Origin of the sequence: Nocardioides sp. Root682 (assembly GCF_001427795.1) — a bacterium.
Lineage (GTDB): Bacteria > Actinomycetota > Actinomycetes > Propionibacteriales > Nocardioidaceae > Nocardioides.
In genome coordinates, this window is record NZ_LMHJ01000003.1 from 656,117 (window position 1) to 680,151 (window position 24,035).

A 24,035-nucleotide genomic window follows, 5' to 3' on the forward strand; every position below is an offset into this window, starting at 1 on the left:
CCCGAGACTAGTGACCAGCCAGTGATCAGAAGGGCGGTACGCCGGTACCGGCGATGCGCAGCCGTCCCCAGGGGTCGCGGTCCGACACCCGGCCCTCGGACTCGCCGTGCTCGGTGCGCAGGCGGACGTCCGTGCCGCTGCGGAGCGTGGCCAGCTCGGGCGTCGCCACGATCCGGCCGTACCAGTGGAAGTGCCCGTCGAGCGGCTGGAAGGCTCCGCGCAGGGTCACGGTGACGGCCTGCTCGGTGTCGTCGACCACGACAGTGGCCGGGCCGTCGTACGACGCCTGCGGCTCGTGGGCGACGGTCACGGGCTCTCCTTGCGGATCGCCCGGACAGTGGGCCGCACGTTGGGCGCCGCGTCGAGCGCGGTGAACTCGACGCCCTGCTCTGCTGCGGCACCGGACAACGCGTGCCAGATGAAGTCGCTGAGGTACGTCGTGGCGGCGGCGCGGGACATCGTGCGGCGCTCGAGCCACCACTGGCCGACGGAGTTGCCGACGCCGACGATGGCCTGCGCCCAGGGTTCGGCAGCCGCCGCGTCGCCACCGAGGTGTCGCAGCGCGTCGCCGAGCAGGCGGGAGAGCTTGGCGGCGATGACCGTCTTCCCGTCGGCGACCGGGTCGGCGCCGGCTGCGTGGTGGCGGATGAGCAGGAGGAAGGCGGCGGGGTGCTCGGCCAGGGTGTCGAGGTACGCCGTAGCGCCGGCGGTGACCCGGTCCCGGGCGGACGCTGGCGTGAAGACGGCCGTGATCACCCGGTCGAGCACCAGGTCGGCGCCCCAGGTGCCGACGGCGGCGTACAGCTCGTCCTTGTCGGCGAAGTAGCGGTAGAGGACCGGCTTGCTGACGCCTGCCTCGGCGGCGATGTCGGCGACCGACGCATCCGGCCCCAGGGCGTCGATCGCCCGGATCGCGGCCTGCACGAACTCGGCTCGGCGGTCAGCCCGGTGCTTGTCCCAGCGGGTCGCGCGCCCGTCACTCTTGACGTCAGAGGCCATGAGGAGAACAGTACAGGTAGACGTTACCGACGGTAATACCTAATCTTCGAAGGACCTGAGCAATGACCATCGTGGATCCCCTTGCCGATCGTTTGGCCGACCGGTTGCTGCGCTCGACCGCCCGGCAATCCTATGACCCCGAGGTCGACCTCGACTGGGATGCACCGCCGGTGCCCGGCCTGTGGTGGATGCAGCCGGAGCGGATCTCGCTCTACGGCACGAAGCTGTGGGACGGGTTGAGCGAGGAGCAGCAGATCACGCTCTCGCGCCACGAGGTCGCGAGCATCGCCAGCGTCGGCATCTGGTTCGAGGTGGTCCTCATGCAGCTGCTGCTGCGCGACGTCTACTCGGCCGACCCGAGGGACCCGCGGACGCAGTTCGCCCTCACCGAGGTGGGGGACGAGACGCGGCACACCGTGATGTTCGGGCGCGCGATCGGGTCGATGGGCATGCCTGCCTACGGCCCGCGCCCGAAGGTGAAGCAATTCGCTCGGCTCGGCCCGCTCGCCCTGCGCGGTCCGAGCGCCTACGCCTCGATCCTGATCGGGGAGGAACCGGTCGACCGGTGGCAGCGTGACTCGATGCGCGACGAGCGGATCCAGCCGCTGACCCGGATGGTGTCGCGCATCCACGTGACCGAGGAGGCGCGGCACGTCACCTTCGCGCGCGACGAGCTGGCGAAGTCGGTGCGCGGGATCGGTCGCACCGAGCGTCTCTGGCACCAGGCGTTGACCGCCCAGGTCGCCTACATCACGATGCGGTCCCTGGTGCATCCCGACGTGTACGCCGCCGTCGGCATCGACCCGCGTGAGGGGCGCAAGGCCGCCCTGGGCAACGAGAACTACCGCGACACCATTGCCTGGATGGGCGAGAAGGTGATGCCGTTCCTGGAGGAGCAGGGGATGGTCGGTGCCGCTCACCGCAAGACGTGGCGTGCCTCGTTCCTCATGCGCTGAGCCGGATTCAGGAGAGGGCAGCGCGCGCTGCCAGGACGGCGTCGTAGATCGTCTGGTCGATCGCTGAACCCTCGCGGCGGACGTCGGCGGCGTCCAGGACCACGAGACGGTTGAGCCGGACCTCGCTCGGCCGACCTTCGCGGTCCCAGCCGCCCGAGCCGACATCCATCCACTGACGCCCCGCGGCGGCTTCCTGGGCCTGGTCGCGATCGTGGTCCTTGCTGGTCATGACCAGGCAGTCCACCGTCGTGTGGCCGTCGGGGCCGATCGTCGTACCGATCACCAGCACGGGGCGGTCCTTGCCCTGCAGTGGATCGTCCTCGTACGGAACCCACGCCCACACCACCTCGCCCGGATCCGGGTCCCCGTCGCGGCGGGGTGCGTAGGTGCCGTCGGTCATCGGGTCTCCTTGAGGAACTGGCTGACCAATCCTGGGGTGGCCGCTTCGGCGAGGGCAAGGGCGGCAGGGACGGGGACGTCGTCCACCTCGATGCGCCCGCCGCCACCGGCGGTCGTCGCGACGACATGGACCAGGCCGGCGCGGCGCTGGAACCAGGTGGCACGGAGGTTCCAGCCGATCACGTGCGCCGAACCGAGGGCGGAGCGGGAACGGGTCAGGGAGCCCGAACGCATCACGACATGACCCGCGAGGTGGGCGTGACCGAGGGACCTGGCCCGGTCCGCGGCCAGCGCGAGGGCGATGGTGACCGGGACGACTGCGGCGAGCAGGAGCCACGGTGAGGCTCCAGCGGCGACCACCAGCACCGGCAGTACGACGAAGGGTGTCGCACCCAGCAGTGCGCGGGTGAAGCGACGGGTGGTCGCAGCGCGACCGTGGGTGATCAGGAGTCCGTCCACCGGGGCCGCGGTGCCGAGCACGGTGCGCGCGACGTCGTACGCCGTGGCCGCGGGAGCGGGCGGCAGCAGCGCGGAGGAGCCGGCCTGGCTGCGGTCCAGGCCGGTCACGATGGCACCCACGGATCGCCCGTTCGCCAACCGCAGCAGCGCCGGCTCGCCGAGGTTCACGCCGGCCAGACGGGCCACGTCGATGCTCGTCTCACGGCGGGTGAGCAGCCCTCGGTGGACGTGCCATGCGGCGCCGTGCCGCGAGAGGACGAAGCCGCCGTTGGCCAGCAGGTAGCCGCCGACAGCGAGGACGACGGCCAGCACGGCGAGGACCGCGATGACCGTGAGGACGAACCGGCCGTCGACAGCCGCGATGTCCTCCTCGCTGACCCGGACGTCCAGGACCTCGGAGAACTGCAGGACGACACCGGTGAGGGCGCCGAACGCGACCAGCGCGGTGCCACTGAACGGGGCGTACCAGAGCCAGCGGAGTGAGAACCGCGCGACGACCTGCTCGGCCTCGTCGACGGCCTCTGCTGCCGGGTCCTCCGTGGGGCGGGCCCGTCGAGACTCCAGCAGGTGGACACGCAGCGCGGTGGCCTGGTCGCGGGGGAGCGCGTCGAGCGCGAGGCGCTCGTCGGCGTCACTGACCACGCTGCCGGTGCCGATGACGACGGTCGTCAGGCCCAGCATCCGGTGCAGGAGCGACGCGGTGAGGTCGACGGTACGAACCCGGTCGACCGGGGTGGAGAGCGTGTGCCGCTGGAGGAGCCCGCGGCGCACCTCGACGCGTCCGTCGGTGACCCGGTAGGTGGTGGTCAGGTAGCGCACGACACCGAGCGCCAGGGGCGCGAAGATCCCGAGCAGGGCCCACGGACCGGACCCGGACACGCCGCCCGCGACCGCCAGGCCCAGCAGCACGGGGAGGAACCTGGCCGCCTCCTTGAGCGGGTGGATCAGCAGCATCCGCGGGTCGAGGCGCTCCCAGGCTGCTGCTCCTGTGGGGACCTCTGGCGGGGCCTCGGTCATGTGGCGTCGCCCGCCACCAGGTCGGCCTTCCGGGTCAGCTCCTCGATGAGGGCCACGGCGACGTCGCGGTCCAGGCCCTCGATCTGCAGCGGACCAGCAGCCGACGCGGTGGTCACCGTGACCGTGGCCAGGTTGAACAGCCGGGCCAGCGGTCCTTGCGCGAAGTCGACGGTCTGCACCCGCGACATCGGCGCGATCCGGCGCTCCCGGGCCCACCAGCCGCGCTGCGTGTAGACGGCCGTGGGGGAGATCTCCCAGCGGTGCACCCGATAGCGCCACTGGGGTACGACGACCGCACCGGTCACGCACGTGACCAGGGTCAGTGCCGCCAGCCACCAGCGCAGCCCGTCGGGCGCCCAGAGCGCAATGCCGATGCCCGCCCCGATCCCCAGGACGACGGCCTTGACGGCCTCCGTGACGTGCCACATGACGAGCGCTCGTGGGCTGACCCGCTCGGCCGGATCGCGCAGTTCACTCACGCACCGACCCTAGCCAGTGCCGGGTCAGGCTGCGGATGTCGAAGTCGAAGTCGAAGTCGGATGACACACTCGTCCCATCCCGGACAGGAACAGGGCATGGAATCCATCACGTCGTCGCCGCGGGAGCGTGAGCAACGCTTTCGGGAGATCTACGACGCGGCGTACGGCGATCTGCTGCGCTTCGTGCGCAGGCGCGTGCATCCAAGTCACGCCGAGGACGTCGTCGGTGAGGTCATGCTCGTTGCCTGGCGCCGCCTCGACGATGTCCCGGAGGTGTTGTCGGACGCGCGTGCCTGGTTGTTCGGCGTGGCCCGCAAGGTCCTCCAGAACAACCGCCGCCGCGAGGACAGGCGTGACGCCGTGGCGGTCCGTCTCGCCGAAGTCCGGCACGATCCTGCGGATGCCGGCCAACACCCCGATCTGGTGGCCTGCACGGTCGACCTCGCCGCAGCGTGGCCCCGGCTGAGCGCGACTGACCAGGAGGCGATCGCGCTCTCCGTCCTGGACGGCCTCACCGGGCCCGAGGCGGCGGCGGTGCTGGGCATCTCGCCCACCGCCTATCGCCTGCGGTTGTCCCGTGCCCGACGCACCCTGCGACGCCACATCGACTCCACCACCGCCGGCGAACCCGTCCCCGGCCACCCTGCTTCCGAGAGGAGTGCCCGATGAGAAGGCACACCGCCGAGTCCGTGATCATGACTGCCCTCGGTCAGCTGGATCCTGCGCCGAAGACCCAGTTGACGGAGGAGGAGCGAGGACGTGCCGACGCGGCATTCGCCCGCATCGTGGCGACGGCAGGCGACCAATCCGTTCCGGTGGAGCCGACCCGACCGCACCGGCGTCGGAACCGGCTGCTGGTGACGGCGGGTCTGGCTGCCGCCGCCGGCGTGGCCGTCCCTGTCCTGCTGCTCGGTGGAGGCACCGCGTACGGGTCGTGGACGCCCACGCCCACGCCCCTCACCGGCGCGGCCGCGGACGCAGCTGCCACCGCCTGCCGCGCAGCCCTGGCCGCACCTGGCCGCGGCGAGCGGGTGGCGCTGGCGGAGCGACGTGGCGAGTGGACCTACGTCCTGCTGGCCGGCCCGCGCGGGGAAGCCGCCTGCGTGATGCCCGACGAGCTCGTCGCCCACCCGACCGAGCGCGAGAAGCGCAAGGGCTTCCTCGGGAGCTACACGCCGGACCCGTCCACGCCGCCGAGCCTCGACCCCAGCGGCTTCGAGGAGACCGCGAGCATGGGCGGCAGCACCGAGGAGGGATGGGTCAACTGGACCGCGGGCTACGTGGGCAGCGAGGTCAGCGGCGTCACCGTGCACACCTCCGACGGCCTCGACATCGAGGCTTCGGTGGCCGGCAACCGGTTCGCCGTGTGGTGGCCGTCGGTTCCGCAGAGCTCCGAACACCCCGAGGAGACGTGGTCGTACACCGTCCACCTCGCCGACGGGAGCACTCGACCCGCCAGCTGACGGGACTTGGTCCCGGTCCTGGACAGTCCTCACCGGCCCGGAATGACCATGGCGCTGTGGTCTTCGACCATGATTTGCTGGCAGGTCCCGATTTGGTTCTCGGGCCGGTCGGGACGGACCTAACGTGGCCGGGTGGACACCATCACCCTGCGCGTGGCCTTCGGCCTCGTGGCGGTGTGCGTCCTGACGCTCTTCTACGGCGTGACGTACCGGTCCACGCGGTCGTCGTACAGCGCCTGGTGGTGTCTCTCGCTGGCGTGCTTCATCCTCAGCGCGTTGCTGTTCGTCTTCAACGGCACCCCGGCCCAGGTCGTCGCCAATCCGTTGGGCAACGCCACCGGCACCCTCGGTGCCGGTTGTGTCTGGGCCGGTGCCCGGTCGCTCCGCGGTCGGGACGTCTCATGGCGGCCGCTGGTGCTGGTTCCTGCCTTGGTCCTGCTGGTTGCACTGCTGGACGACCCGGTCCACGACAGGTGGTCCGGCGGCATCGCGTACCTCCTCGCCATGGCAGGCCTGATCGGGCGGTCGGCCTTCGAGCTCCGCCAGCTGCTCCGCGAACGTGACCCCCGGGACGGCAATGGCGACCAGATCCGGTTCGCGGTGTCCTCGATGGCGATCACCTCGGGAGCCATTGCCGGCTACTACGTCGTGCGAACGGTCGTGTTCGCCGTCCTCGGCCCGGAGCATCGGGTCTTCGACGTCGGGTTCGGCGGCCAGACGACCACCTTGCTCACCATGGTCCTGCTGGTCGTGGTCACGTTCAGCATGTCGGCGCTCAGCCACGAGCAGCAGACCTCCGACCTGCGGGTGCAGGCGACCCGGGACGCGCTCACCGGTCTGCTCAACCGAGCCGAGTTCTTCCGCGTCGCCGAGCGCGACCTCCGCCGTCGCGGCCGACCGGCCGCGCTGGTCATCGCCGACCTGGACCGGTTCAAGGACCTCAACGACAGGTTGGGCCATGCGGCCGGTGACGCGGCGTTGATCGCGTTCGCAGAGAGCTGTGAAGCCGTTGTCGGCGCCCCCGGCCTCGTCGGTCGGCTGGGCGGGGACGAATTCGTGCTCCTGGTTCCCGACCTGGAGGCCGAGCTCCTCACCGAGGCGATTGCGGCCCGCTACCGACGGGGGACCGACCGACGCTCTGCCACCTTCGGGATCGCCGCCATGTCGGTCGGCAACGACCTCGCAGCCACGATGGCGGCTGCAGATGCCGCGTTGTACCGCGCCAAGGCCCAGGGACGTGGTCGTTCAGCACGCGGCCTGCCGGAGCAGAGCGGCCGGCGTACGGTCTGAGCGTCGATGACCCGAGGTGCCGCAGGCGTCGCCGGCGACCTCGTCAAGTCCTCACAAAGTAGGGGCGCAAGTGCCGCACGGGCCTGGTCGGCGGCGGTTACGTTGACGGAACTATCTCCACAGCCAGGTAGTCCGGGTGTTCTGGCCGTTGCCCTCTGGAGCAGACATGCCGTTCACCTCGCCCGCCGTACCCCCACGCTCCCGCCTCGGTCACTGGACTGCGCGAGCATCATTGATCGGCATGCTGGGGCTGGCTGTCGTGGCCCTCGCCCCGGCGCCTGCATCGGTCGCAGCACTGCCGCCGCAGTGCTCGGCGCCGGACGCGAACAACATGGTCACCTGCAGCTACACCGACCAGGGGTCCACCGAGTACACGCTGCCGATTCCGAGCGGCACCACCAGTGCCCAGGTGCGCGCCGTGGGCCAACGCGGCGCGCCAGCCTCCGGGGACTTCGGCACCGTCCCTGGCGGAAGCGGCGCGCTGGTGACCGCGAACATCACCTCGATCCCGGCCGGTTCCACGTTCAAGATCAGGGCACGTGCCGACGGTGGTTCCTCGAGCAACGGAGGGGGCGCCGGTGGGGGAAGTGCTGCGGTCCGCTTCGGACCGTCGGGCTCCGAGACCGACCTGGTGATCGCTGCCGGTGGTGGCGGCGCGGGTGAGGGGGCCGGCGGCCCCGCAGGCGCCCCCGGGGAGGCTGGTAGCGGAGATTTCTCACTCATCGGCGGCGGGGGTGGGCAACCAGCGACGGCGAGCACCAACGGCTCCGGAGGTCTCGGCGCGGATTGCGGCGCCTTCGGCGGCACCGGCGGCACCGGCGGCGCCGGCACGACGACGGGCGGCGGTGCCGGCGGTGCTGGCGCCGGCGGCGAATCGTCGGGCGGCGGCGGCGGGGGCGGCCGGCGTGGTGGCGGTGGTGGCGGCGGCGGCTGTTCCGCGAGCACCACCGGTGGCAGCTTCTACGCATACCCGGGAGGCGGCGCCGGCGGACTGAGCCTGGTCCCGGCCGGCGGAACCTCGGACGTGGCGCCGGCACTCGAAGTACGCAACGTCCGCATCACCTTCCAGGTGAGCCCCGTCATGGCCATCTCTCCGACCACGATGAGCTTCGGCAACGTCCGGGTCGGCACGACCAGCGCTGCGCAGACCGTCGTCGTGAGCAACCCCGGCGGCGCTCCCTTCACCGTCTCCACGGCCACCTTCAGCGGCAATCCCGGCTTCCAGGCCAGCACCGGGTGCACCGGGGTCGTGGTCCAGCCCGGGGCCTCCTGCTCCCTGACGGTCACGTTCGCCCCGACGACTTCGGGGACGTCGAGCGGAACCCTGTTCGTCAACTCCAACGCCCCCAACTCTCCGCGGACCGTCCTGCTCACCGGCACCGGGGTCACCCCGATCGCCAACCTGTCCCCGACGGCGTTGGCGTTCCCCGCCACCCTGGTCGGTCAGCAGAGCTCGGCCCAGGGCGTCACCCTGCAGAACACCGGGCCGGTCTCGATGACGGTCAGCGGCGTGACGTTCACAGGAACCAACGCGGCCGACTTCGTGAAGACGTCGGACAACTGCACCAATGCCGTGCTCAGCACCGGCCAGTCCTGCACCGTCCAGGTCGCCTTCAAGCCACAGGCCCCCGGTTCCCGAGCGGCTCTCCTGTCGTTTGCCGACAATGCGCCGGGCACGCCCCACCAGGTGAGCCTGTCGGGAGCCGCGACCCAACCCGCCGCCAGCCTCACGCCGAGCTCGCTGACGTTCGCGGACATGCCCGTGGGGCAGACCAGCCCGCAACAGCCGGTGACCATGCGCAACGTGGGTTCGTCGACCCTGACCATCTCCGGCGTGACGTTCGGCAGTGGCGCCGCCGACTTCCAGAAGGTGAGTGACGGCTGCACCGGAGCGGCCCTCGCCCCGAACGCTTCGTGCGTCGTGCAGGTCGCGTTCCGCCCGACCGTCGCGGGGACTCGCACCGGGGTCCTCTTCTTCGCCGACAACGCCCCCGGCAACCCGCACTCGGTGTCCCTCACCGGGAGCGGCCTGACCCCCCTGGCCACCCTGACGCCGACGTCGGTGGACTTCGGGACCCAGGGCACCGGGACGACATCGGCGTCGCGGACGGTCACCCTGCGCAACTCCGGTAACGCGCCGCTGACCGTCAGTGCGGTCACGATGGCAGGAACACACCCCGTCGACTTCCCGATCCTCGGCGGGACCTGCGTCGGGGCTCCGATCGCGGTCGGCGCGACCTGCACCGTCCAGGTCGCCTTCGCCCCCACGGCGCCCGACACGCGTAGCGCGTCCCTGCAGTTCACCGACAACGCACCCGGTTCCCCGCACGTGGTTTCCCTGATCGGGTCCGGCTCGCCGCCGGTCGTCTCGGTCCCCGCCAACCAGTCCTTCGGCGACGTACCGGTGGGCAGCACCGGAGCCCCCCGGGAAGTCCTGATCACCAACACCGGTCTCGGTGTCCTGGAGGTACCCGGCATCACGGTCGTGGGAGCCAACCCGGGTGACTTCATCCTCGGCTTTCACCTCTGCGAGGGATCGATCGACCCCGGGGACAGCTGCGCCGTCCCGGTCTCGTTCCGTCCCGGAGCAACGGGCGCCCGCACGGCGACGTTGCGGATCGCCGACAACGCGGCAGGGAGCCCCCACCAGGTGAGCCTCACCGGCAGCGGCGTGGGCGCGGGCCGGATGGACCTGCGTGGACCGGGGACCGTCTACACCACCGGCAACGGAACGAAGGTCACCCTGGGAGTGACCGGTCCGAACGTGGCCGCGACCTATCGGGTCAAGGTCACCAACACCGGCTCGACCGCCTCGACGTACGAGTTCAACCTCGTCAAGTCCGGGGCTCCGGCGAACGCGGGAGTCTTCACCACCGGGAACGTCGCCCTGCCGACCAACGGGACGGGCAACCAGTTCACCGCCAGCATCGCCCCCGGAGCGTTCATCGAGTACCTGGTCAAGGTCACTCCGACGACTCCCGGCCAGAACATCAGCACGGTTGCGGTCCGCCTGCTGGCGCCCAACGGTGCTGTCCAGGACACCGGCATCACCGAGACCAACGTCAAGGCTCCGGCCACGGGCACCGACGGGTACGGCCTGTTCGCCACGGCCAACGCCCAGCCCTACATCGGCGGCTCGGTCAACGGCCAGTCGATCACGGCGAACACCGTGGCCCTCAACGGGTCGGCCGCGTTCACCGTGCGGTTGCGCAACGACGGCACCACCGCGCACCCGATCACGCTCAAGCTCACCGGGACGGCCGAGAACTGCTGGACCAGCAAGGTCACCGTCGCGGGCGTCGACGTCACAGCCGCGGCGTACGGCTCGGGCTATGTCACGCCGTCTATGGCGATCAAGACCCAGAAGGACGTCGTCGTCACCGTGAAGCGGGTGCTCAACGGCTGCGGGCCGGTCACCTACACGGCCACGTCGTTCAACGGCACGACCGCGATGCACTTCTCCCGGCTGATCTCCAACCCGACCGTCCCGCCGCCGCCGAACACCACGCCCTCGCTGCAGGTCTACGGTCCCGGTTCGGTCTACACGGCGTTCGGCAACACCGTCACCAAGCCGGTCACCGCGGCTGGGGTCGATGCCACCTACACCCTCCGCGTCACCAACACGACCATCAACCCGAGCTCGTTCAAGATCGCCCTCACCAAGGTCGGAGCTCCTTCCAACGCCAGGGTGTACCTCGGGACCACGTTGCTGCCCAAGGACGCGAACGGGAACTACATCACCCCGACCATCGCCACCAACGGCGTCGGGCAGTACGTGCTCAAGGTCGCCACGACGGATCCCGGACGGACGACCGGGGTGGTGATGGCCACCCTGCTCGGGGCCAGTGGTCCGATGGCGACCCTCACCACCGAGACCAACGTTCAGGCTCCAGCCACCGGAAGTGACGCCTACGGCTTGTACGCCAAGGAAGGCACCCAGGCCTTCATCGGGATGCTGCCCGCGGTCCAGGCCGTGACCGCGCCTTCACTCGCCCTCAACGGGATCGCGAAGTTCACCGTGCGGCTGCGCAACGACTCCGCGGGGGCGAGCCCGACCCGCCTGCGGCTCTCGGGACCCGGCAGCGCCTGCTTCACCGCAACGGCTGCCCTGGGAACGGTCAACGTCACGTCCCAGGCGTTCTCATCGAGCGGCTACCCGGTGGGCACCGTCGCGAAGGCCGGCTACAAGGACGTGGTCATCTCGGTCAAGCGGATCAGCAAGGACTGCGCCTCCCTGACCCTCCTGGCCGAGTCGCTCAACGAAGCAGGGGTGCCGCAGCACGCTGCACGGCTCATCACGAACCGCGGTGTCGTCTGACCTGCTGGGCGGCGGTACCTGGCGATGAATCGTTGAGGGGCGCCGGGTCGATACGGGCATGAGCAACGAAGCGCATGGCCCGGGTCCTCTCGACATCACCTTCACCGAACCGCTCTGCAGGAGCACCGACAGCCCGAACGCCTGGACGTGCGTCAAGTGGGCGGAGTCCGTCGACTACTTCGGCACCAAGGGCCTGGTGAAGGTCCGCGGCACGGTTGACGGGGTGCCGTTCACCACGTCGTTCATGGCCCTCGGCGACGGCACGCACATGCTGCCCGTGGCCGCGGGCGTGCGGAAGCAGATCGGAAAGGGTCAGGGCGACACCGTCGAGGTGGCGCTCGAGGAGCGCCTCTCCTGACGGTGGGCGTCTCGATACGCCCTCGCCTGGCGGCTCGGGCTACTCGACGAGCTTGCCGCTGGAATCAGTCCTTGATCTCGCAGACCACTTCGCCGTTGCCGATCGTGACGCCCACCTCGGCGGTCAGGCCGGTGATGGTGCCGGCCTTGTGGGCCTTGAGGGGCTGCTCCATCTTCATCGCCTCGAGCACGACCACGACATCGCCCTCGGCGACCTCCTGGCCCTCCTCGACGGCGACCTTGACGATGGTGCCCTGCATCGGGCTGGTGACCGAGTCACCCGACGCGGCTGCGCCGGCCTTCTTGCCAGCGGCACGCTTCGGTTTCTTCGCAGCAGCGCCGCCACCGGTGGAGATGCCACCCAGGCCCGCGGGCAGGACGACCTCGACGCGCTTGCCGCCGACCTCGACCACGACGGTCTGCTTCTCGCCGACCTCCTCGGCTTCGCCGGCCGCGCCGCCGTACGGCGTGATCTGGTTGTCGAAGTCGGTCTCGATCCACGTGGTGTAGACGTCGAAGGAGCCTTCACCGGTGGGGTTCGAGGAGCCGACCCAGGCCGGGTCGCGGGTGATGACCTCGTGGAAGGTGATGGCGGTCGGCATGCCGTCGACCTCGAACTCCGACAGTGCGCGGCGCGAGCGCTCGATCGCCTGGGTCCGGGTCTGGCCGGTGACGATCAGCTTCGCGACGAGGGAGTCGAACGAGCCGGGGACCGTCTCGCCCTTCTCGTAGCCGCCGTCGACGCGCACGCCCGGGCCCTGCGGCGGGTTCCATGCGGTGAGCGTGCCGGGGGCGGGCATGAAGTTGTTGCCGCCGTCCTCGGCGTTGATGCGGTACTCGATGGAGTGGCCGCGGATCTCGGGGTCGTCGTAGCCGAGCTCCTCGCCTGCGGCGATGCGGAACATCTCGCGGACCAGGTCGATGCCGGTGACCTCTTCGGAGACACAGTGCTCGACCTGGAGGCGGGTGTTGACCTCGAGGAAGGAGATGGTGCCGTCGGCCGCGACGAGGAACTCGCACGTGCCGGCGCCGACGTACTTGGCTTCCTTGAGGATCGCCTTCGAGGAGTCGTACAGGCGCTGGTTCTGCTCGTCGGTCAGGAACGGCGCGGGCGCCTCCTCGACCAACTTCTGGTGGCGACGCTGCAGCGAGCAGTCGCGGGTGGAGACGACGACCACGTTGCCGTACTGGTCGGCCAGGCACTGCGTCTCGACGTGGCGCGGCTTGTCGAGGAACTTCTCGACCAAGCACTCACCGCGACCGAAGGCGGAGATCGCCTCGCGCACGGCCGATTCGTAGAGCTCGGGGATCTCCTCGAGGGTGCGCGCGACCTTGAGGCCACGGCCGCCGCCGCCGAAGACCGCCTTGATGGCGACCGGGAGACCGTGCTCCTTGGCGAAGCCGACGATCTCGTCAGCGTCCTTGACCGCGTCCTTGAGGCCGGGGGCGAGCGGTGCGCCGGCGGCGAGGGCGATCTGCTTGGCCTTGGCCTTGTCGCCGAGGCCCTCGATCGCGTCGGGGGAGGGGCCGATCCAGATCAGGCCGGCGTCGATGACGGCCTGGGCGAACTGTGCGTTCTCGGCGAGGAAGCCGTAGCCGGGGTGCACCGAGTCGGCGCCGGACTTCGCAGCGACGTCGAGGATCTTCTCGATCGAGAGGTACGACTCGGCCGGAGTCGCACCGCCGAGGGCGTAGGCCTCGTCGGCCAGGCGCACGAACAGCGCGTTGGCGTCGGGCTCGGCGTAGATCGCGACACTGCCGATACCGGCATCCTTGGCGGCGCGGATCACGCGGACCGCGATCTCGCCACGGTTGGCGATGAGGACCTTGCGCAGCGGCTGCACGGACTGAGACACGGGAACTCCTGTCGAGCGGTCGGTGGCGCTGCTTTCGCGCGCCAACGTCGGATTCTAGGGCGTCCTACCTTCGGGCTCGCGCCGGGACCAGTGACCGGTCAGTAATCAATTGCCCGCCGCCGGTGGTTAACAAACGTTAACCTCGTGGCCTAGGATGTCGCCCATGACCCAGTTCGAGCTGTCCCGCGAGCACGAGGAGTTCCGCCGTACCGTGCGGGACTTCGCCGACGCCACCATCCGTCCCCACGTGGCGGAGTGGGACAAGGCACACCATTTCCCGACCGACGTGGTCCAGAAGATGGGGGACCTGGGCCTGTTCGGGCTCACCTCTCCCGAGGAGTACGGCGGCGCGGGGCTCGACGCCGAGGACGGCCCGTTCACGTCGCTCTGCCTGGCCATCGAGGAGCTTGGTCGCGTCGACCAGTCCATCGGCATCACCCTCGAGGCAGGTGTCGGGCTGGGCATCAACCCGATCCTGACCTACGGCACCGAGGAGCAGAAGCAGGCCTGGCTGCCCGACCTGGTCGCCGGCCAGCGGCTCGCCGGCTTCGGCCTCACCGAGCCCGGTGCGGGCTCCGATGCCGGAGCGACGAAGACGAAGGCCGAGACCGACGCGGCGTCGGGCGAGTGGGTGATCAACGGCAGCAAGCAGTTCATCACCAACTCCGGCTCGGCCATCACCTCGCTGGTCACGGTGACCGCCCGCACAGGGGTCTCCGACTCCGGCAAGCCCGAGATCTCCACGATCGTCGTACCGTCCGGCACGCCCGGCTTCACCGCCGAGGCCGCCTACGACAAGCTCGGCTGGCACATCTCCGACACCCACCCGCTGACCTTCGTCGACTGCCGGGTGCCCGAGGGCAACCTGCTCGGCGAGCGCGGTCGCGGCTACGCCCAGTTCCTCGCCACGCTCGACGACGGCCGGGTCGCCATCGCGGCGCTCGCCGTCGGCCTGCTGCAGGCCTGCGTCGACGTGTGCGTGGAGTACTCCCTGGACCGTCAGACCATGGGCGGTCCCATCGGCCGCAAGCAGGGCGTCGCGTTCCAGATCGCCGACCTCGAGGTCATGCTGCACGCCTCGCGCCTGCTGACCTACCGCGCTGCCGCCATGAAGGACGCCATGCTCGGTGGCGGCGGTCCTTCGGTGAAGGAGTTCAAGCAGGCCGCCTCGGTCGCCAAGCTCTACTCCTCGGAGTCCGCGGTCACCGCGACCCGGATCGCGACCCAGGTCTTCGGTGGCTACGGCTTCATGGAGGAGTACCCGGTCGCCCGGTTCTACCGCGACGCCAAGATCCTGGAGATCGGTGAGGGCACCTCGGAGGTGCAGCGGATGCTGATCGCCCGCGGGCTCGGCCTCCCGGTCGAGTAGCCCTACCGGCGGTGCCGGCCACGCTTTACGTGGTGGTGGACCCTCCTGAGCAGGAGGAGCAGCGCCGCGACCACGGCCAGGCCGCCGGCCACCACCAGCTCGATCGCGGGTCCGTCGTCGTCGGCGACGCGGGGCGCGGGGGCGGGGGCCGCATCCGGCGCCTGGAGCGTGCCGTCGACCAGGCGCGAGCGGGCCTGCGGGCCGATCAGTCCGTCGAGCTCGGTGTACGCCGGTACGCCGTCCAGCGCCTCGCCGCTCCTCGCCAGCGTGAGGGTCGCGGGCACGCTCACCGAGGCTGCTGCCGGTCCTGCTTCCGCGGTCCCGGTCCAGTGGACCAGCACGTAGTGGATCCCGGCGAGGGACTCGGTGTTGATGCCGGCGTCGTACGAATCGCGGTTCGGGTAGGCGACCACGTGTGACTGCGCGCCCGTGCGGAAGCGCCCGCTGCCCCGGCCGGCGGTCCAGTCCTTCGGTCGGCCCTCGGTGAACGACACCTGGCTGGTGCCGAGCATCGGACCGACGATCTGCACGCTGATGCCGTCGATGGTCGGAGCGTCCTTCGGGAGCACGGCGTCGAGCTGCGCCTGGAGCGACTGGTCCCAGTCGAGCGGGATGGCCAGCGCCAGGGTTCGCCCCGGTCGCAGGTCGAGGCGGAACGTTCCGTCGCGCACCACCGGAGCATTCGTCGGGGTCGTCCCGAGAGGGAGGTCGTGCGCCGGGTCCGCCGGGACCAGCGGGGTCCACGCTGGCTGCGCTGGCAGCGGCAGCACGCCGAAGGCGTACGACGACAGGGGCGGCTCCTCGAACACGAGGATCTCGAACGCCAGGTCCGCGTCGGCGGCATCGTTCGGCGCCGCCACCGAGAGGTGGAGCACGTCAGCGACCGCGCACTCGTGGTCGGGCACGTCGGTCCACGTCGACACGGTGGTGAACAGCACCGGGGCCGGCTCGCCGAGGGTCGGCCGGAACACACCGCCGCTTCCGCAACCCTGGTCACCGGGCGTCGTACCGACCTTGAGGCGGACGCCCTCGCCGATCGAGTTGCCGGAGCCGACGTACAGCGCCCCGACGTGGAAGGTGCTGCCGGGCTCGCTGCGCTCGAGCCGGTAGTGGAGCTCGCCCGTCGCCGGGAGCCGGTCGAGGTAGCGGCCGGTCGTGACGACCGGTGCCTGTGCCGGATCGGCGGAGCCGGCGACGGGCGTGCCGGCGAGGGCGGGTCCGGTGTCGTCATCGGCGCTGGACGGTGCCGCGAGGATCGACAGTGCAGACAGTGTCGACAGCAGGAAGGTCGCGAGGACAGCCGCCCGGATCAGCGCGCCCACAGATCGGTCCATCGGTGCCCGAGCTCCCGGACCAGGTCGCGCACCAGGGGGAGGCTGACGCCCACGACGTTGTGGTGGTCGCCCTCGATGCGCGTCACGAACCCACCGCCCCGTCCATCGACCGTGAAGGCGCCGGCGACGTGGAGGGGCTCGCCGGTGGCGACGTACGCCGCGATCTCCTCGTCCGTGACGTTCGCGAAGTGCACGGTGGTGGACGCCGTGGCGGCGGCCTGTTGTCCCGAGGCGACGTCGCGCAGGCAGTGGCCGGTGTGCAGCACTCCTGAACGTCCGCGCATCGCCTCCCAGCGTCGGACGGCGTCGGCGGCATCGTCCGGCTTGCCGAGTGCCTCACCGTCCAGTTCGAGCACGGAGTCGCACCCCAGCACGAGCGAATCGGGGGACAGGTCGGTGAGTCCGGCAACGGCGCCGCACTTCAGCTCGGCCAGGCGCAGCGCGAGCTCGGCCGGCGGAACGCCCACGACCTGCGACTCGTCGACACCCGAGACGATCACCCGCGGGTCGAAACCCGCACTCCGCAGGGTCGCCAGGCGTGCGGGGGATGCGGAGGCGAGCACGAGCACAGGCACGGGCACACCCTACGAGGTGCAACCTTTCGCGCTCCTCGCGAGGCGGACGGGACCGTCAGGCCTCGGCGGCAGCCTTGATCCGCTCGAGCGTCTGCCGCATACCGGCGTCAAGGGTCTCCAGGAACGGCTCCTGGCCACCGAAGAACCCGTCGGTGAGCTCCTTCGACAGGTCGGAGATGCCGTCGGGGGTGTCCCTGGTCTGGGTGAGCACCGTGCCGTCACCGTCGGGCTGGAGCCGGAACGACCAGACGGCCCAGTTCTCGACGACCTTGAAGGCCAGCTCCTGCTCAGCGTCGAAGCGCACGATCTCTGCGTGCGTCGTCCACTCGAGCTCGCCCTCGCGGTTGCGGTTGGTGAACTCGGCGCCGAGGCCGAGGTCGAAGCCGGACCGCAACCGGGTCGATGTCACCTGCGGACTCCACTCGGGCATCCGGCAGACGTCGCTGACGAGCTCCCACACGCGCGCCGGGTTGGCGTTGATCCGGACGGACTGTTCGAGATCAGGCATGGCCGCAGCCTAGGCGGAGCACCGGCTCGCTCAGGCCGAGCGCGTCGCCTGGTTGTGCGCCCGTCGTACGAGGTCGACGACGGAGACGTCCTGGTCGAGGGTGCCGGAGCTCGCCTGGCGGTCCATCCACATCGCGGCGTCGAGGGTGTCGGTGGCCAGCTGCCGGAGGTCGTCGGAGGTGAGCTCGCCGTACGGCGACTCGGTGACCGTCGCGGAGAAGGAGCCCGTCGGGCCCTCGAGCCACCAGGTCCGGATCAGGCCGAAGGTCGGGCCCTCGTGCAGGCGGGAGCCCGGTTCCTCGTTCGCGTGCTCCTCGGCGCTGGTGACGCACCACGGCGGGCAGGTCTGCATGGGGGACCCATCGACCGGGACCGGGCGGGCTTGAGCGGAACCTGAGCGGAAGTCGAGCGGAAACGAGGTCGCGTGGCGGCGGGGTCCTGACGGATACTTGCCCATGCCCTCGTCCAGCCAGCTCGCCGCCTTCGCGATCGCCTCGATCCTGTTCATCCAGGTGCCGGGACCGAGCCTCCTGTTCACGATCGGCCGCGCGCTGACCGTCGGGCGGCGCGACGCGCTGCTCTCGGTGGTCGGCAACGCGCTCGGGCTGGTGGCGCAGGTCGTCCTCGTCGCGGTCGGGCTGGGCGCGGTCGTGGCTGCCTCGGCCACCGCCTTCACGGTCATCAAGCTGGTGGGTGCGGCGTACGTGGTCTACCTCGGTGTCCAGGCGTTCCGGCACCGCGCCGATGCGCGGGCCGCGCTCGAGGCAGCGGGCGTCGTCGGGGGCGCGCCGGCCGGTGACCTCAAGTCGGTGCGCACCGGGTTCGTGGTGGGCGCGACGAACCCGAAGACCATCGTGTTCTTCGTGGCCTTCCTCCCGCAGTTCATCGACTCCTCGGCCCCGGCCGCGCCCCAGCTGGTGCTGCTCGGTGTGCTGTTCGGCGCGATGGCCGTCGCCTCCGACACCTGCTGGGCGCTGGCAGCGAGCCGCGCCCGCGACTGGTTCGCGCGCAAGCCGGAGCGCCTCGACACCCTCGGCGCCGCGGGCGGCGTGATGATGGTCGGCCTCGGCGCCGCGCTGGTCACGACGAACAACCACTGACCTGCACCGCCCGACACCGCCGACGCCGATGACGTAACGGCGGTCACAGGTAACTCGTTCTACCTCCGTGAAGCGCACTGTCGGAAGCCTGGCCACTCTCCTCCTGATCGCGGTGCTCGCACCGCTCGCCACGGGAGCCGCGGGCAACCCAGCGGGAGCCGCGACGCCGTACGCCCTGAGCACCCTGCACTTCAAGGTGGTCGTCGGGCCTGCGAACAACCAGGCGTGCGACATCGTCGGCGACGTCTACGTGCCCACCGGCGCGAGCAGCACGAACCGGATGCCCGCGGTGCTCACGACCAACGGCTTCGGCGGCTCCAAGAACGACCAGGCGACGGCGGCCGCGTCCCTCGCCGCGCGTGGGTACGTCGTGCTGTCGTACTCCGGCCTCGGGTTCGGTGGGTCGAGCTGCAAGATCACGCTCGACGACCCGGACTACGACGGCAAGGCCGCGAGCCAGCTGGTCAGCTACCTCGGAGGCACCGGCGGCATCGCCTACCTCGACGCCGCGCACACCCAGGCCGCTCCGGTGCTGAACGTCGTGACCAAGGACGCCCGTGACCACGCCGGTGTCGCCCGCAGCAACGACCCCCGCGTCGGCACCTTCGGCGGGTCGTACGGCGGCGGGTTCCAGTTCGCGGTGGCCTCGATCGACGCGCGGGTCGACGCCATCGTCCCGTTCATCACGTGGAACGACCTGAGCTACAGCCTCGACCCGAACAACACCGCCCAGACCAGTGGTGTCTCGACGTCGGTGCCCGGTGCAGCCAAGCTGATGTGGGCGCTCGGGTTCTCCGTCACCGGGGTGGCCGGTGACCTCCAGAACCAGCAGGTCCCGCCGGACCTGCTGCCGTGCCCCAACTTCGCCGACTTCGTCTGCCCGGCACTGGTGCTGGCCGGCACCACGGGCTACCTGCAGCCCGGCGACATCGCCTCGTTGCGGCACGCGTCGGTGGCGTCGTACGTCGCGAAGGTGAAGGTCCCGACCCTGCTCGTGCAGGGGGAGCGGGACACCCTCTTCAACCTCAACGAGGCCGTGGCCACCTATCGCGCGCTGCAGGCGCAGGGGACCGAGGCCAAGATGATCTGGCAGCAGGGCGGGCACTCGGGTGACAGCGCCCCGGGCGAGGTCAACTGGACGGACCCGGCCCAGGGCTACACGTCCGGCCGCGTGCTCGGCTGGTTCGAGCGGTACCTCAAGGGTCGTTCGGTGAGCACCGGTCCGGAGTTCGCGTACTTCCGCAACTGGATCCCCTACACGGGCAACGCGGCGCCCGCCTACGGCACGTCGTCGGCCTTCCCCGTCGGGACCGCCCGCACCTGGCGCCTGTCGGGCGCCAACGCCCTGGTGTCGGGGACGACGCCGTCGGTCGCCGGCAGCCAGTCGTTCCTGACCACGGCGGCCGGACTGCCGACGCGCCTGGACGAGATGGACGTCTTCGGCAGCGTGCTCGGCCCGATCAGCTCGGCCGTGACCGATCTCCCCGGGACGTACGCCGCCTGGTCCTCGCCCACGCTGACGGCGCCGCTGCGCGTCGCGGGCTCGCCGAAGGCCACCCTCAAGGTCGGCGCGCCGACGGCCGCGCTGACCCAGGTCCTGGGTGCGGCGGGCCAGCTGGTCCTCTTCGTCAAGGTGGTCGACGTGGCTCCTGACGGCACCGCGACGATGATCAACGGCCTCGAGGCGCCGGTGCGGGTGCCGGACGTGAACCAGCCGTTCACAGTGACCCTGCCGGCGATCGTGCACCAGTTCGCGGCCGGTCACCAGGTCCGCCTGGTCGTCGCGGGCGGGTCGATCAACTACCGCGGAGGCCTGGTGGCGGCGCCCGTCACCATCTCCTCGGGCTCGGCCCAGACGCTGAGCCTTCCCGTCGTCCCGTAGTCGTCCCGTCGTCGTTCGCGCGGCCCTCAGCTCTGCTGCTGGCTCATCCCCATCCGGGCGAGGACGACGTTCTCCAGGAGCTGGACCAGGTTGTAGAGCACGAGCGTGATCGCGGTGATGATCGCGACGGACGCCCAGAGGTCGTCGAACTTCGCGGCCGCGTTGAACTTCTGGATCGAGCCGCCGATGCCCTGGCCGGTCGAGAGCCACTCGGCGAGCAAGGCGCCGGTGACGGCCCCGGGCACGGAGACCCGGGCCGCCGCGAACAGCGACGGCAGGGCTCCGGGGATCGAGACCTTGCGCAGCGCGGTGAGGTTCCCGCCGCCGTACACGTGGACGAGGTCGAGGCTCTCGCGGCTGGCCCGGCTGAGACCGAACAGCGCGGACGCCAGCGCGGGGAACAGCACGACGATGCTGCCGATGGTGGCCACCGAGGCCGTCGAGCCCCGGCCGGTGATCAGGATGATGACCGGCGAGATCGACACGAGCGGGACGCTCCGCAGCAGCAGCGCGAGCGGCATCACGCTGGCCTCGACGACCTTCGACAGTGAGAAGCCGACGGCCAGCACGATCGCGATCGACAGGCCCACGACGAACCCGAGCGCGGAGTCCTGGAGGGTCTGGATCATCAGGGGCTGCATGGAGGCGCGGTGGTCCGCGGCCAGGCGCCCGGGGGCAGCGCCCGCCTCGTCCACGAACAGGAACCGGAAGACGTCGAGCGGCCCCTTGGCGACGTACGGCGAGACGCCGGCGAAGCTGACCACTGCCTGCCACAGGGCGAGCACGATGAGCAGGGTGGCGAGGGCGTTGACCAGCGACCGGCCGATCGCGCGGCTCATCCGGTGCTCCGTCCGGCGACCCAGGGCGTGATCAGGCGGGCGACCAGCCCGAATGCGGCGTACCCGACCAGGGCGACGAGCGCGCACAGCAGGAAGACGGCCCAGACGCGCACCGAGTCGAGCGAGCCCTGGAGGCGGATGAGGGTGATGCCGACGCTGCGGTCGGTGGCGCCGAGGTACTCACCGAGGACAGCGCCGAGCAGGGACGTCGGTACGGCCACTTGGAGGGCGTTGAGGATGGCCGGCAGGGCCGAGAGGAGGCGGACCTTGAGGAGCTGGCGCAGGCGTCCGCCGCCGAAGACGCGTACGACGTCGAGGCTGGCCTTGTCGGCCGCCTTGAAGCCGAGCAGCGCCCCGACCACGGTGGTGAAGAAGACCGACAGGGCGGCCAGGAAGATCGCCGTCTTCGACGGGTCGCCCGGAGCGTTCGCGCCGCCGAGCGCGACGATGGCGATGCCGCCGACCGCCACGATCGGCAGGCAGTAGGTCACCACGGCGATCTGGACCACGACGGCCTCGATCCGGGGGACCAGCAGGACGGTCGCTGCCAGCAGCAGGGCGAGCCCGTTGCCCCAGGCGAACCCGATGGCGGCCTCGTGGATCGTGACCGAGAAGAAGTCCCAGTAGGCCGAGAAGCCGTCGTCGAGGATCTGCCGTCCGACCGCCAGGGGGGACGGGACGGGGTCGTAGGTGGTGCCGGCGTCCGGGCGGAACGCGAGCGCGGAGAACAGCCACCAGGCGGCGACCAGGCCGACGCAGCCGAGGACGGTCGCCAGCCAGCCGGGGATCCTGTTCACGGCCACCTCATGATGCGCTCATGACTCGGCGTCCGCGCGCCCGTCGGCACCGAACAGGATCTCCGAGGCCTGGTCGACGAGCGCGTGGAACTCGGGTGTCCGCATCATCTCGGGCGTGCGCGGCCGCGGCAGGTCGACGTCGATGATCGCCTTGATCCGGCCCGGCCGCGGCGACATCACAGCGACCTGGTCGGACAGGAAGATCGCCTCCGAGATGCCGTGGGTGACCAGCAACGTCGTGGCCGGCTTCTCGGTCCAGATCCGCAGCAGCTCGAGGTTGAGGTTCTGCCGGGTCATGTCGTCGAGCGCACCGAACGGCTCGTCGAGGAGCAGGACCGACGGCTTGAGCGCCAGGGCGCGCGCGATCGACACCCGTTGGCGCATGCCGCCCGACAGCTGGGCCGGCAGGCTCTTCTCGAAGCCACGCAACCCGACGAGGTCGATCAGCTCCTCGATGTAGTCGGTGTCGACCGGGCGTCCGGCGACCTCGTACGGCAGCCGGATGTTCTTGGTGACGCTGCGCCACGGCAGCAGCGCATGGTCCTGGAAGGCGATGCCCAGCTCGCTGCCCCGACGGAGCTCGGCAGGGGTCTTGCCGTCCACCAGCGCCGTCCCGGCACTCGGCTGCTCCAGGTCGGCGAGGATCCGCAGGATCGTCGACTTCCCGCAGCCCGACGGGCCGAGCAGGGCCAGGAAGGAGCCGACCTCCGTGTGGAGGTCGGTCCCTTCCAGTGCCGTGATGCTGCGGCCCCGCCCGACCTTGAACGTCTTGGCCAGTCCGGTGACCTGCAGTCCGGTGCTCATGATCAGGGCAGGTATCCCTTGAGGTCCGGGTTCTCCTCGTAGATCTCGTCGATGATGGTCGTGTCGAAGAGGTCCTCGACGCTGACCTTCCAGCCGGCCGCGGCGAGCGACTCGACGGTCTGCGCCTTGAGCTCGTCGGTGATCGTGAACAGCCCGTTCGCCTCGGTGTCCGGCGTCGAGATCAGCAGCTTCTGCGCGTCCAGTCCGAGGCCCGTCTTCTTCGGGTCCAGCGCGCCGAACACCGCCTCGAGGCCCTCGGCGTTGTCGGAGGCCGCCTTGTTGTAGAACTCGGTGATCACGCCCACGGTGTCGTCGGTCGAGCTCTTGAAGACGTCGGTCCAGCCCTTGATCTCGGCGATCAGGAAGTCCTTGAGGAGCTCCTTGTTCTCGGCGAGGTACTGGTCGGTGACGCTGAACGTCTCCGCGACGTACGGCACGCCGTTGTCGGCGTACGGCAGGTTGGTGACCTCGTGGCCGGCGAGCTCGACGGTGATCGCCTCGTTGGTGAGGTAGGCCATGAAGCCGTCGACCTTGCCCTCCATCAGCGGCGTCGGGTCGAAGTCGACGGGGACGACCTCGACCTCGTCCTTCGAGATGCCGTTGGCGTTGAGGATCGCCTCGAAGACGCTCGCGTTGGAGTCCTGGACGCCGATCTTCTTGCCCTTGAGGTCGGCGGGCGTCTTGATGTCGGCGCCGCCCTTGAGGGACAGGATCGTGAAGGGGTTCTTCTGGAACGTCGCGCCGATGATCTTCAGCGGGGCGTCCTCGTTGGCGATCGCGGCGCCGATCGAGGCGGCGTCGCTGAGGGCGACCTGCACGGTGCCGCTGAGCAGCTTCGCGACGCCGGTGTCCGGACCGGAGATGCCGTTGACGGTGCTGAAGCCGGCGTCCTCGTAGTAGCCCTTGTCGTAGGCGTAGAACTCGCCGGCGAACTCCTCGTTCTTGATCCAGGAGTACTGCACGCTGATCTCGCCGTGGCCGCTGCCTTCGTCGGCGTCGTCGCTGCCACAGGCCGCGAGGCCCAGCATGCCGACGGTGGCCACCATCGTGGCCGCCATGATCCGGAGGCGCCTGCGTGCGGACGGGCGAGGGGACGGGTGGGTCATGTGTTCTCCTGCGTGAGCTGACATCGGGACCGGTCCGAGATGCAACGGCCGTTGCTGGTGAGTGACGCTATGAGCACAGCGTTTCAGTGCTGTCGCCCCGCGTTTCGGCAGGGTTAATTCGTTCCGTCT

General features: G+C 70.4%; 23 protein-coding genes. 9 read left to right on the top strand and 14 right to left on the bottom strand.

The genetic code is table 11. The features are described from left to right. Positions 1 to 25 precede the first annotated feature (25 nt). Together ASD84_RS18435 and ASD84_RS18440 are read right to left on the bottom strand one after the other, a co-directional pair. Positions 26 to 310 (bottom strand): DUF4873 domain-containing protein, encoded by a 285-nt coding sequence (locus ASD84_RS18435; protein WP_056713507.1) that lies wholly within the window; start codon positions 308 to 310, stop codon positions 26 to 28. After that, the gene (locus ASD84_RS18440) at positions 307 to 999 is read right to left on the bottom strand and encodes a TetR/AcrR family transcriptional regulator (protein WP_056713509.1); all 693 of its coding nucleotides are present in this window, start codon (positions 997 to 999) and stop codon (positions 307 to 309) included. Before ASD84_RS18440 ends, ASD84_RS18435 begins: the two co-directional genes overlap by 4 nt. A 62-nt stretch (positions 1,000 to 1,061) precedes the next feature. Here ASD84_RS18440 and ASD84_RS18445 point away from each other — a divergent pair, with 62 nt between their 5' ends. Further along, the gene (locus tag ASD84_RS18445) at positions 1,062 to 1,955 is read left to right on the top strand and encodes an AurF N-oxygenase family protein (RefSeq protein WP_056713511.1); all 894 of its coding nucleotides are present in this window, start codon (positions 1,062 to 1,064) and stop codon (positions 1,953 to 1,955) included. Between the two features lie 7 nt (positions 1,956 to 1,962). Here ASD84_RS18445 and ASD84_RS18450 read toward each other — a convergent pair whose 3' ends face one another. The 3 genes from ASD84_RS18450 to ASD84_RS18460 are packed head-to-tail and all read right to left on the bottom strand — an operon-like array spanning position 1,963 to position 4,309. After that, positions 1,963 to 2,355, bottom strand: coding sequence for a type II toxin-antitoxin system PemK/MazF family toxin (locus ASD84_RS18450; protein WP_056713513.1), 393 nt, complete (start codon positions 2,353 to 2,355; stop codon positions 1,963 to 1,965). Then, positions 2,352 to 3,830 carry a PH domain-containing protein gene (locus tag ASD84_RS18455; protein WP_082573801.1) on the bottom strand — a complete coding sequence of 493 codons (1,479 nt, stop codon included), beginning with the start codon at positions 3,828 to 3,830 and terminating at the stop codon, positions 2,352 to 2,354. The genes ASD84_RS18450 and ASD84_RS18455 overlap by 4 nt, the downstream gene beginning before the upstream one ends. Beyond that, a complete protein-coding gene (locus ASD84_RS18460; protein WP_056713517.1) occupies positions 3,827 to 4,309 on the bottom strand; it encodes a PH domain-containing protein in 483 nt (160 codons plus the stop codon). Before ASD84_RS18460 ends, ASD84_RS18455 begins: the two co-directional genes overlap by 4 nt. 96 nt (positions 4,310 to 4,405) lie before the next feature. Here ASD84_RS18460 and ASD84_RS18465 point away from each other — a divergent pair, with 96 nt between their 5' ends. From ASD84_RS18465 to ASD84_RS18485, 5 genes are all read left to right on the top strand, one after another. Then, entirely contained in the window at positions 4,406 to 4,978 is a 573-nt protein-coding gene (locus ASD84_RS18465) for an RNA polymerase sigma factor (RefSeq protein WP_056713519.1), read from the top strand. Beyond that, positions 4,975 to 5,772 (top strand): hypothetical protein, encoded by a 798-nt coding sequence (locus tag ASD84_RS18470; RefSeq protein ID WP_056713521.1) that lies wholly within the window; start codon positions 4,975 to 4,977, stop codon positions 5,770 to 5,772. Before ASD84_RS18465 ends, ASD84_RS18470 begins: the two co-directional genes overlap by 4 nt. 132 nt (positions 5,773 to 5,904) lie before the next feature. Continuing rightward, positions 5,905 to 7,062, top strand: coding sequence for a GGDEF domain-containing protein (locus ASD84_RS18475; RefSeq protein WP_056713524.1), 1,158 nt, complete (start codon positions 5,905 to 5,907; stop codon positions 7,060 to 7,062). A 166-nt stretch (positions 7,063 to 7,228) separates the two neighbouring features. Next, positions 7,229 to 11,380, top strand: coding sequence for a choice-of-anchor D domain-containing protein (locus ASD84_RS18480; protein ID WP_156392092.1), 4,152 nt, complete (start codon positions 7,229 to 7,231; stop codon positions 11,378 to 11,380). A 58-nt stretch (positions 11,381 to 11,438) separates the two neighbouring features. Continuing rightward, a complete protein-coding gene (locus ASD84_RS18485) occupies positions 11,439 to 11,738 on the top strand; it encodes a DUF1905 domain-containing protein (protein WP_056713527.1) in 300 nt (99 codons plus the stop codon). A gap of 64 nt (positions 11,739 to 11,802) precedes the next feature. Here ASD84_RS18485 and ASD84_RS18490 read toward each other — a convergent pair whose 3' ends face one another. Next, positions 11,803 to 13,572: a biotin carboxylase N-terminal domain-containing protein gene (locus ASD84_RS18490; RefSeq protein WP_200954650.1), complete on the bottom strand. Its 1,770-nt coding sequence runs from the start codon at positions 13,570 to 13,572 to the stop codon at positions 11,803 to 11,805. A 184-nt stretch (positions 13,573 to 13,756) separates the two neighbouring features. Here ASD84_RS18490 and ASD84_RS18495 point away from each other — a divergent pair, with 184 nt between their 5' ends. Further along, a complete protein-coding gene (locus ASD84_RS18495; protein ID WP_056713531.1) occupies positions 13,757 to 14,962 on the top strand; it encodes an acyl-CoA dehydrogenase family protein in 1,206 nt (401 codons plus the stop codon). 2 nt (positions 14,963 to 14,964) lie between these two features. Here the strand turns inward: ASD84_RS18495 and ASD84_RS18500 are convergent, their stop codons facing one another. From ASD84_RS18500 to ASD84_RS24855, 4 genes are read right to left on the bottom strand one after another with little or no spacing between them, the layout of a single operon-like run. After that, entirely contained in the window at positions 14,965 to 16,296 is a 1,332-nt protein-coding gene (locus tag ASD84_RS18500) for a hypothetical protein (RefSeq protein WP_156392094.1), read from the bottom strand. Beyond that, positions 16,272 to 16,871, bottom strand: a complete 600-nt coding sequence (locus ASD84_RS18505; RefSeq protein WP_056714888.1) for a Maf family protein — start codon at positions 16,869 to 16,871, stop codon at positions 16,272 to 16,274. Before ASD84_RS18505 ends, ASD84_RS18500 begins: the two co-directional genes overlap by 25 nt. A 55-nt stretch (positions 16,872 to 16,926) precedes the next feature. Continuing rightward, positions 16,927 to 17,379 (bottom strand): SRPBCC family protein, encoded by a 453-nt coding sequence (locus ASD84_RS18510; protein ID WP_056713535.1) that lies wholly within the window; start codon positions 17,377 to 17,379, stop codon positions 16,927 to 16,929. 30 nt (positions 17,380 to 17,409) lie between these two features. Next, positions 17,410 to 17,730: a hypothetical protein gene (locus ASD84_RS24855; protein ID WP_156392096.1), complete on the bottom strand. Its 321-nt coding sequence runs from the start codon at positions 17,728 to 17,730 to the stop codon at positions 17,410 to 17,412. A gap of 103 nt (positions 17,731 to 17,833) precedes the next feature. Between ASD84_RS24855 and ASD84_RS18520 the strand changes: the two genes are divergently transcribed. Both ASD84_RS18520 and ASD84_RS18525 read left to right on the top strand, forming a co-directional pair. Continuing rightward, complete coding sequence (locus ASD84_RS18520) at positions 17,834 to 18,478, top strand: LysE family translocator (RefSeq protein ID WP_056713539.1); 645 nt, start codon at positions 17,834 to 17,836, stop codon at positions 18,476 to 18,478. 67 nt (positions 18,479 to 18,545) lie between these two features. Further along, complete coding sequence (locus ASD84_RS18525) at positions 18,546 to 20,360, top strand: CocE/NonD family hydrolase (RefSeq protein WP_200954633.1); 1,815 nt, start codon at positions 18,546 to 18,548, stop codon at positions 20,358 to 20,360. 26 nt (positions 20,361 to 20,386) lie between these two features. On the opposite strand, the gene ASD84_RS18530 is transcribed toward ASD84_RS18525, so the two are convergent. Genes ASD84_RS18530 through ASD84_RS18545 form a run of 4 tightly spaced genes read right to left on the bottom strand, consistent with a single transcriptional unit; the run spans position 20,387 to position 23,906 of the window. After that, on the bottom strand, positions 20,387 to 21,199 hold the full coding sequence (locus tag ASD84_RS18530; protein WP_056713541.1) for an ABC transporter permease: 813 nt from the start codon (positions 21,197 to 21,199) through the stop codon (positions 20,387 to 20,389). Next, a complete protein-coding gene (locus tag ASD84_RS18535; RefSeq protein WP_200954634.1) occupies positions 21,196 to 21,996 on the bottom strand; it encodes an ABC transporter permease in 801 nt (266 codons plus the stop codon). Before ASD84_RS18535 ends, ASD84_RS18530 begins: the two co-directional genes overlap by 4 nt. An 18-nt stretch (positions 21,997 to 22,014) precedes the next feature. Next, positions 22,015 to 22,800 (bottom strand): ABC transporter ATP-binding protein, encoded by a 786-nt coding sequence (locus ASD84_RS18540; protein WP_056713544.1) that lies wholly within the window; start codon positions 22,798 to 22,800, stop codon positions 22,015 to 22,017. Between the two features lie 2 nt (positions 22,801 to 22,802). Beyond that, complete coding sequence (locus tag ASD84_RS18545; protein ID WP_056713546.1) at positions 22,803 to 23,906, bottom strand: ABC transporter substrate-binding protein; 1,104 nt, start codon at positions 23,904 to 23,906, stop codon at positions 22,803 to 22,805. Positions 23,907 to 24,035: the final 129 nt, after the last annotated feature.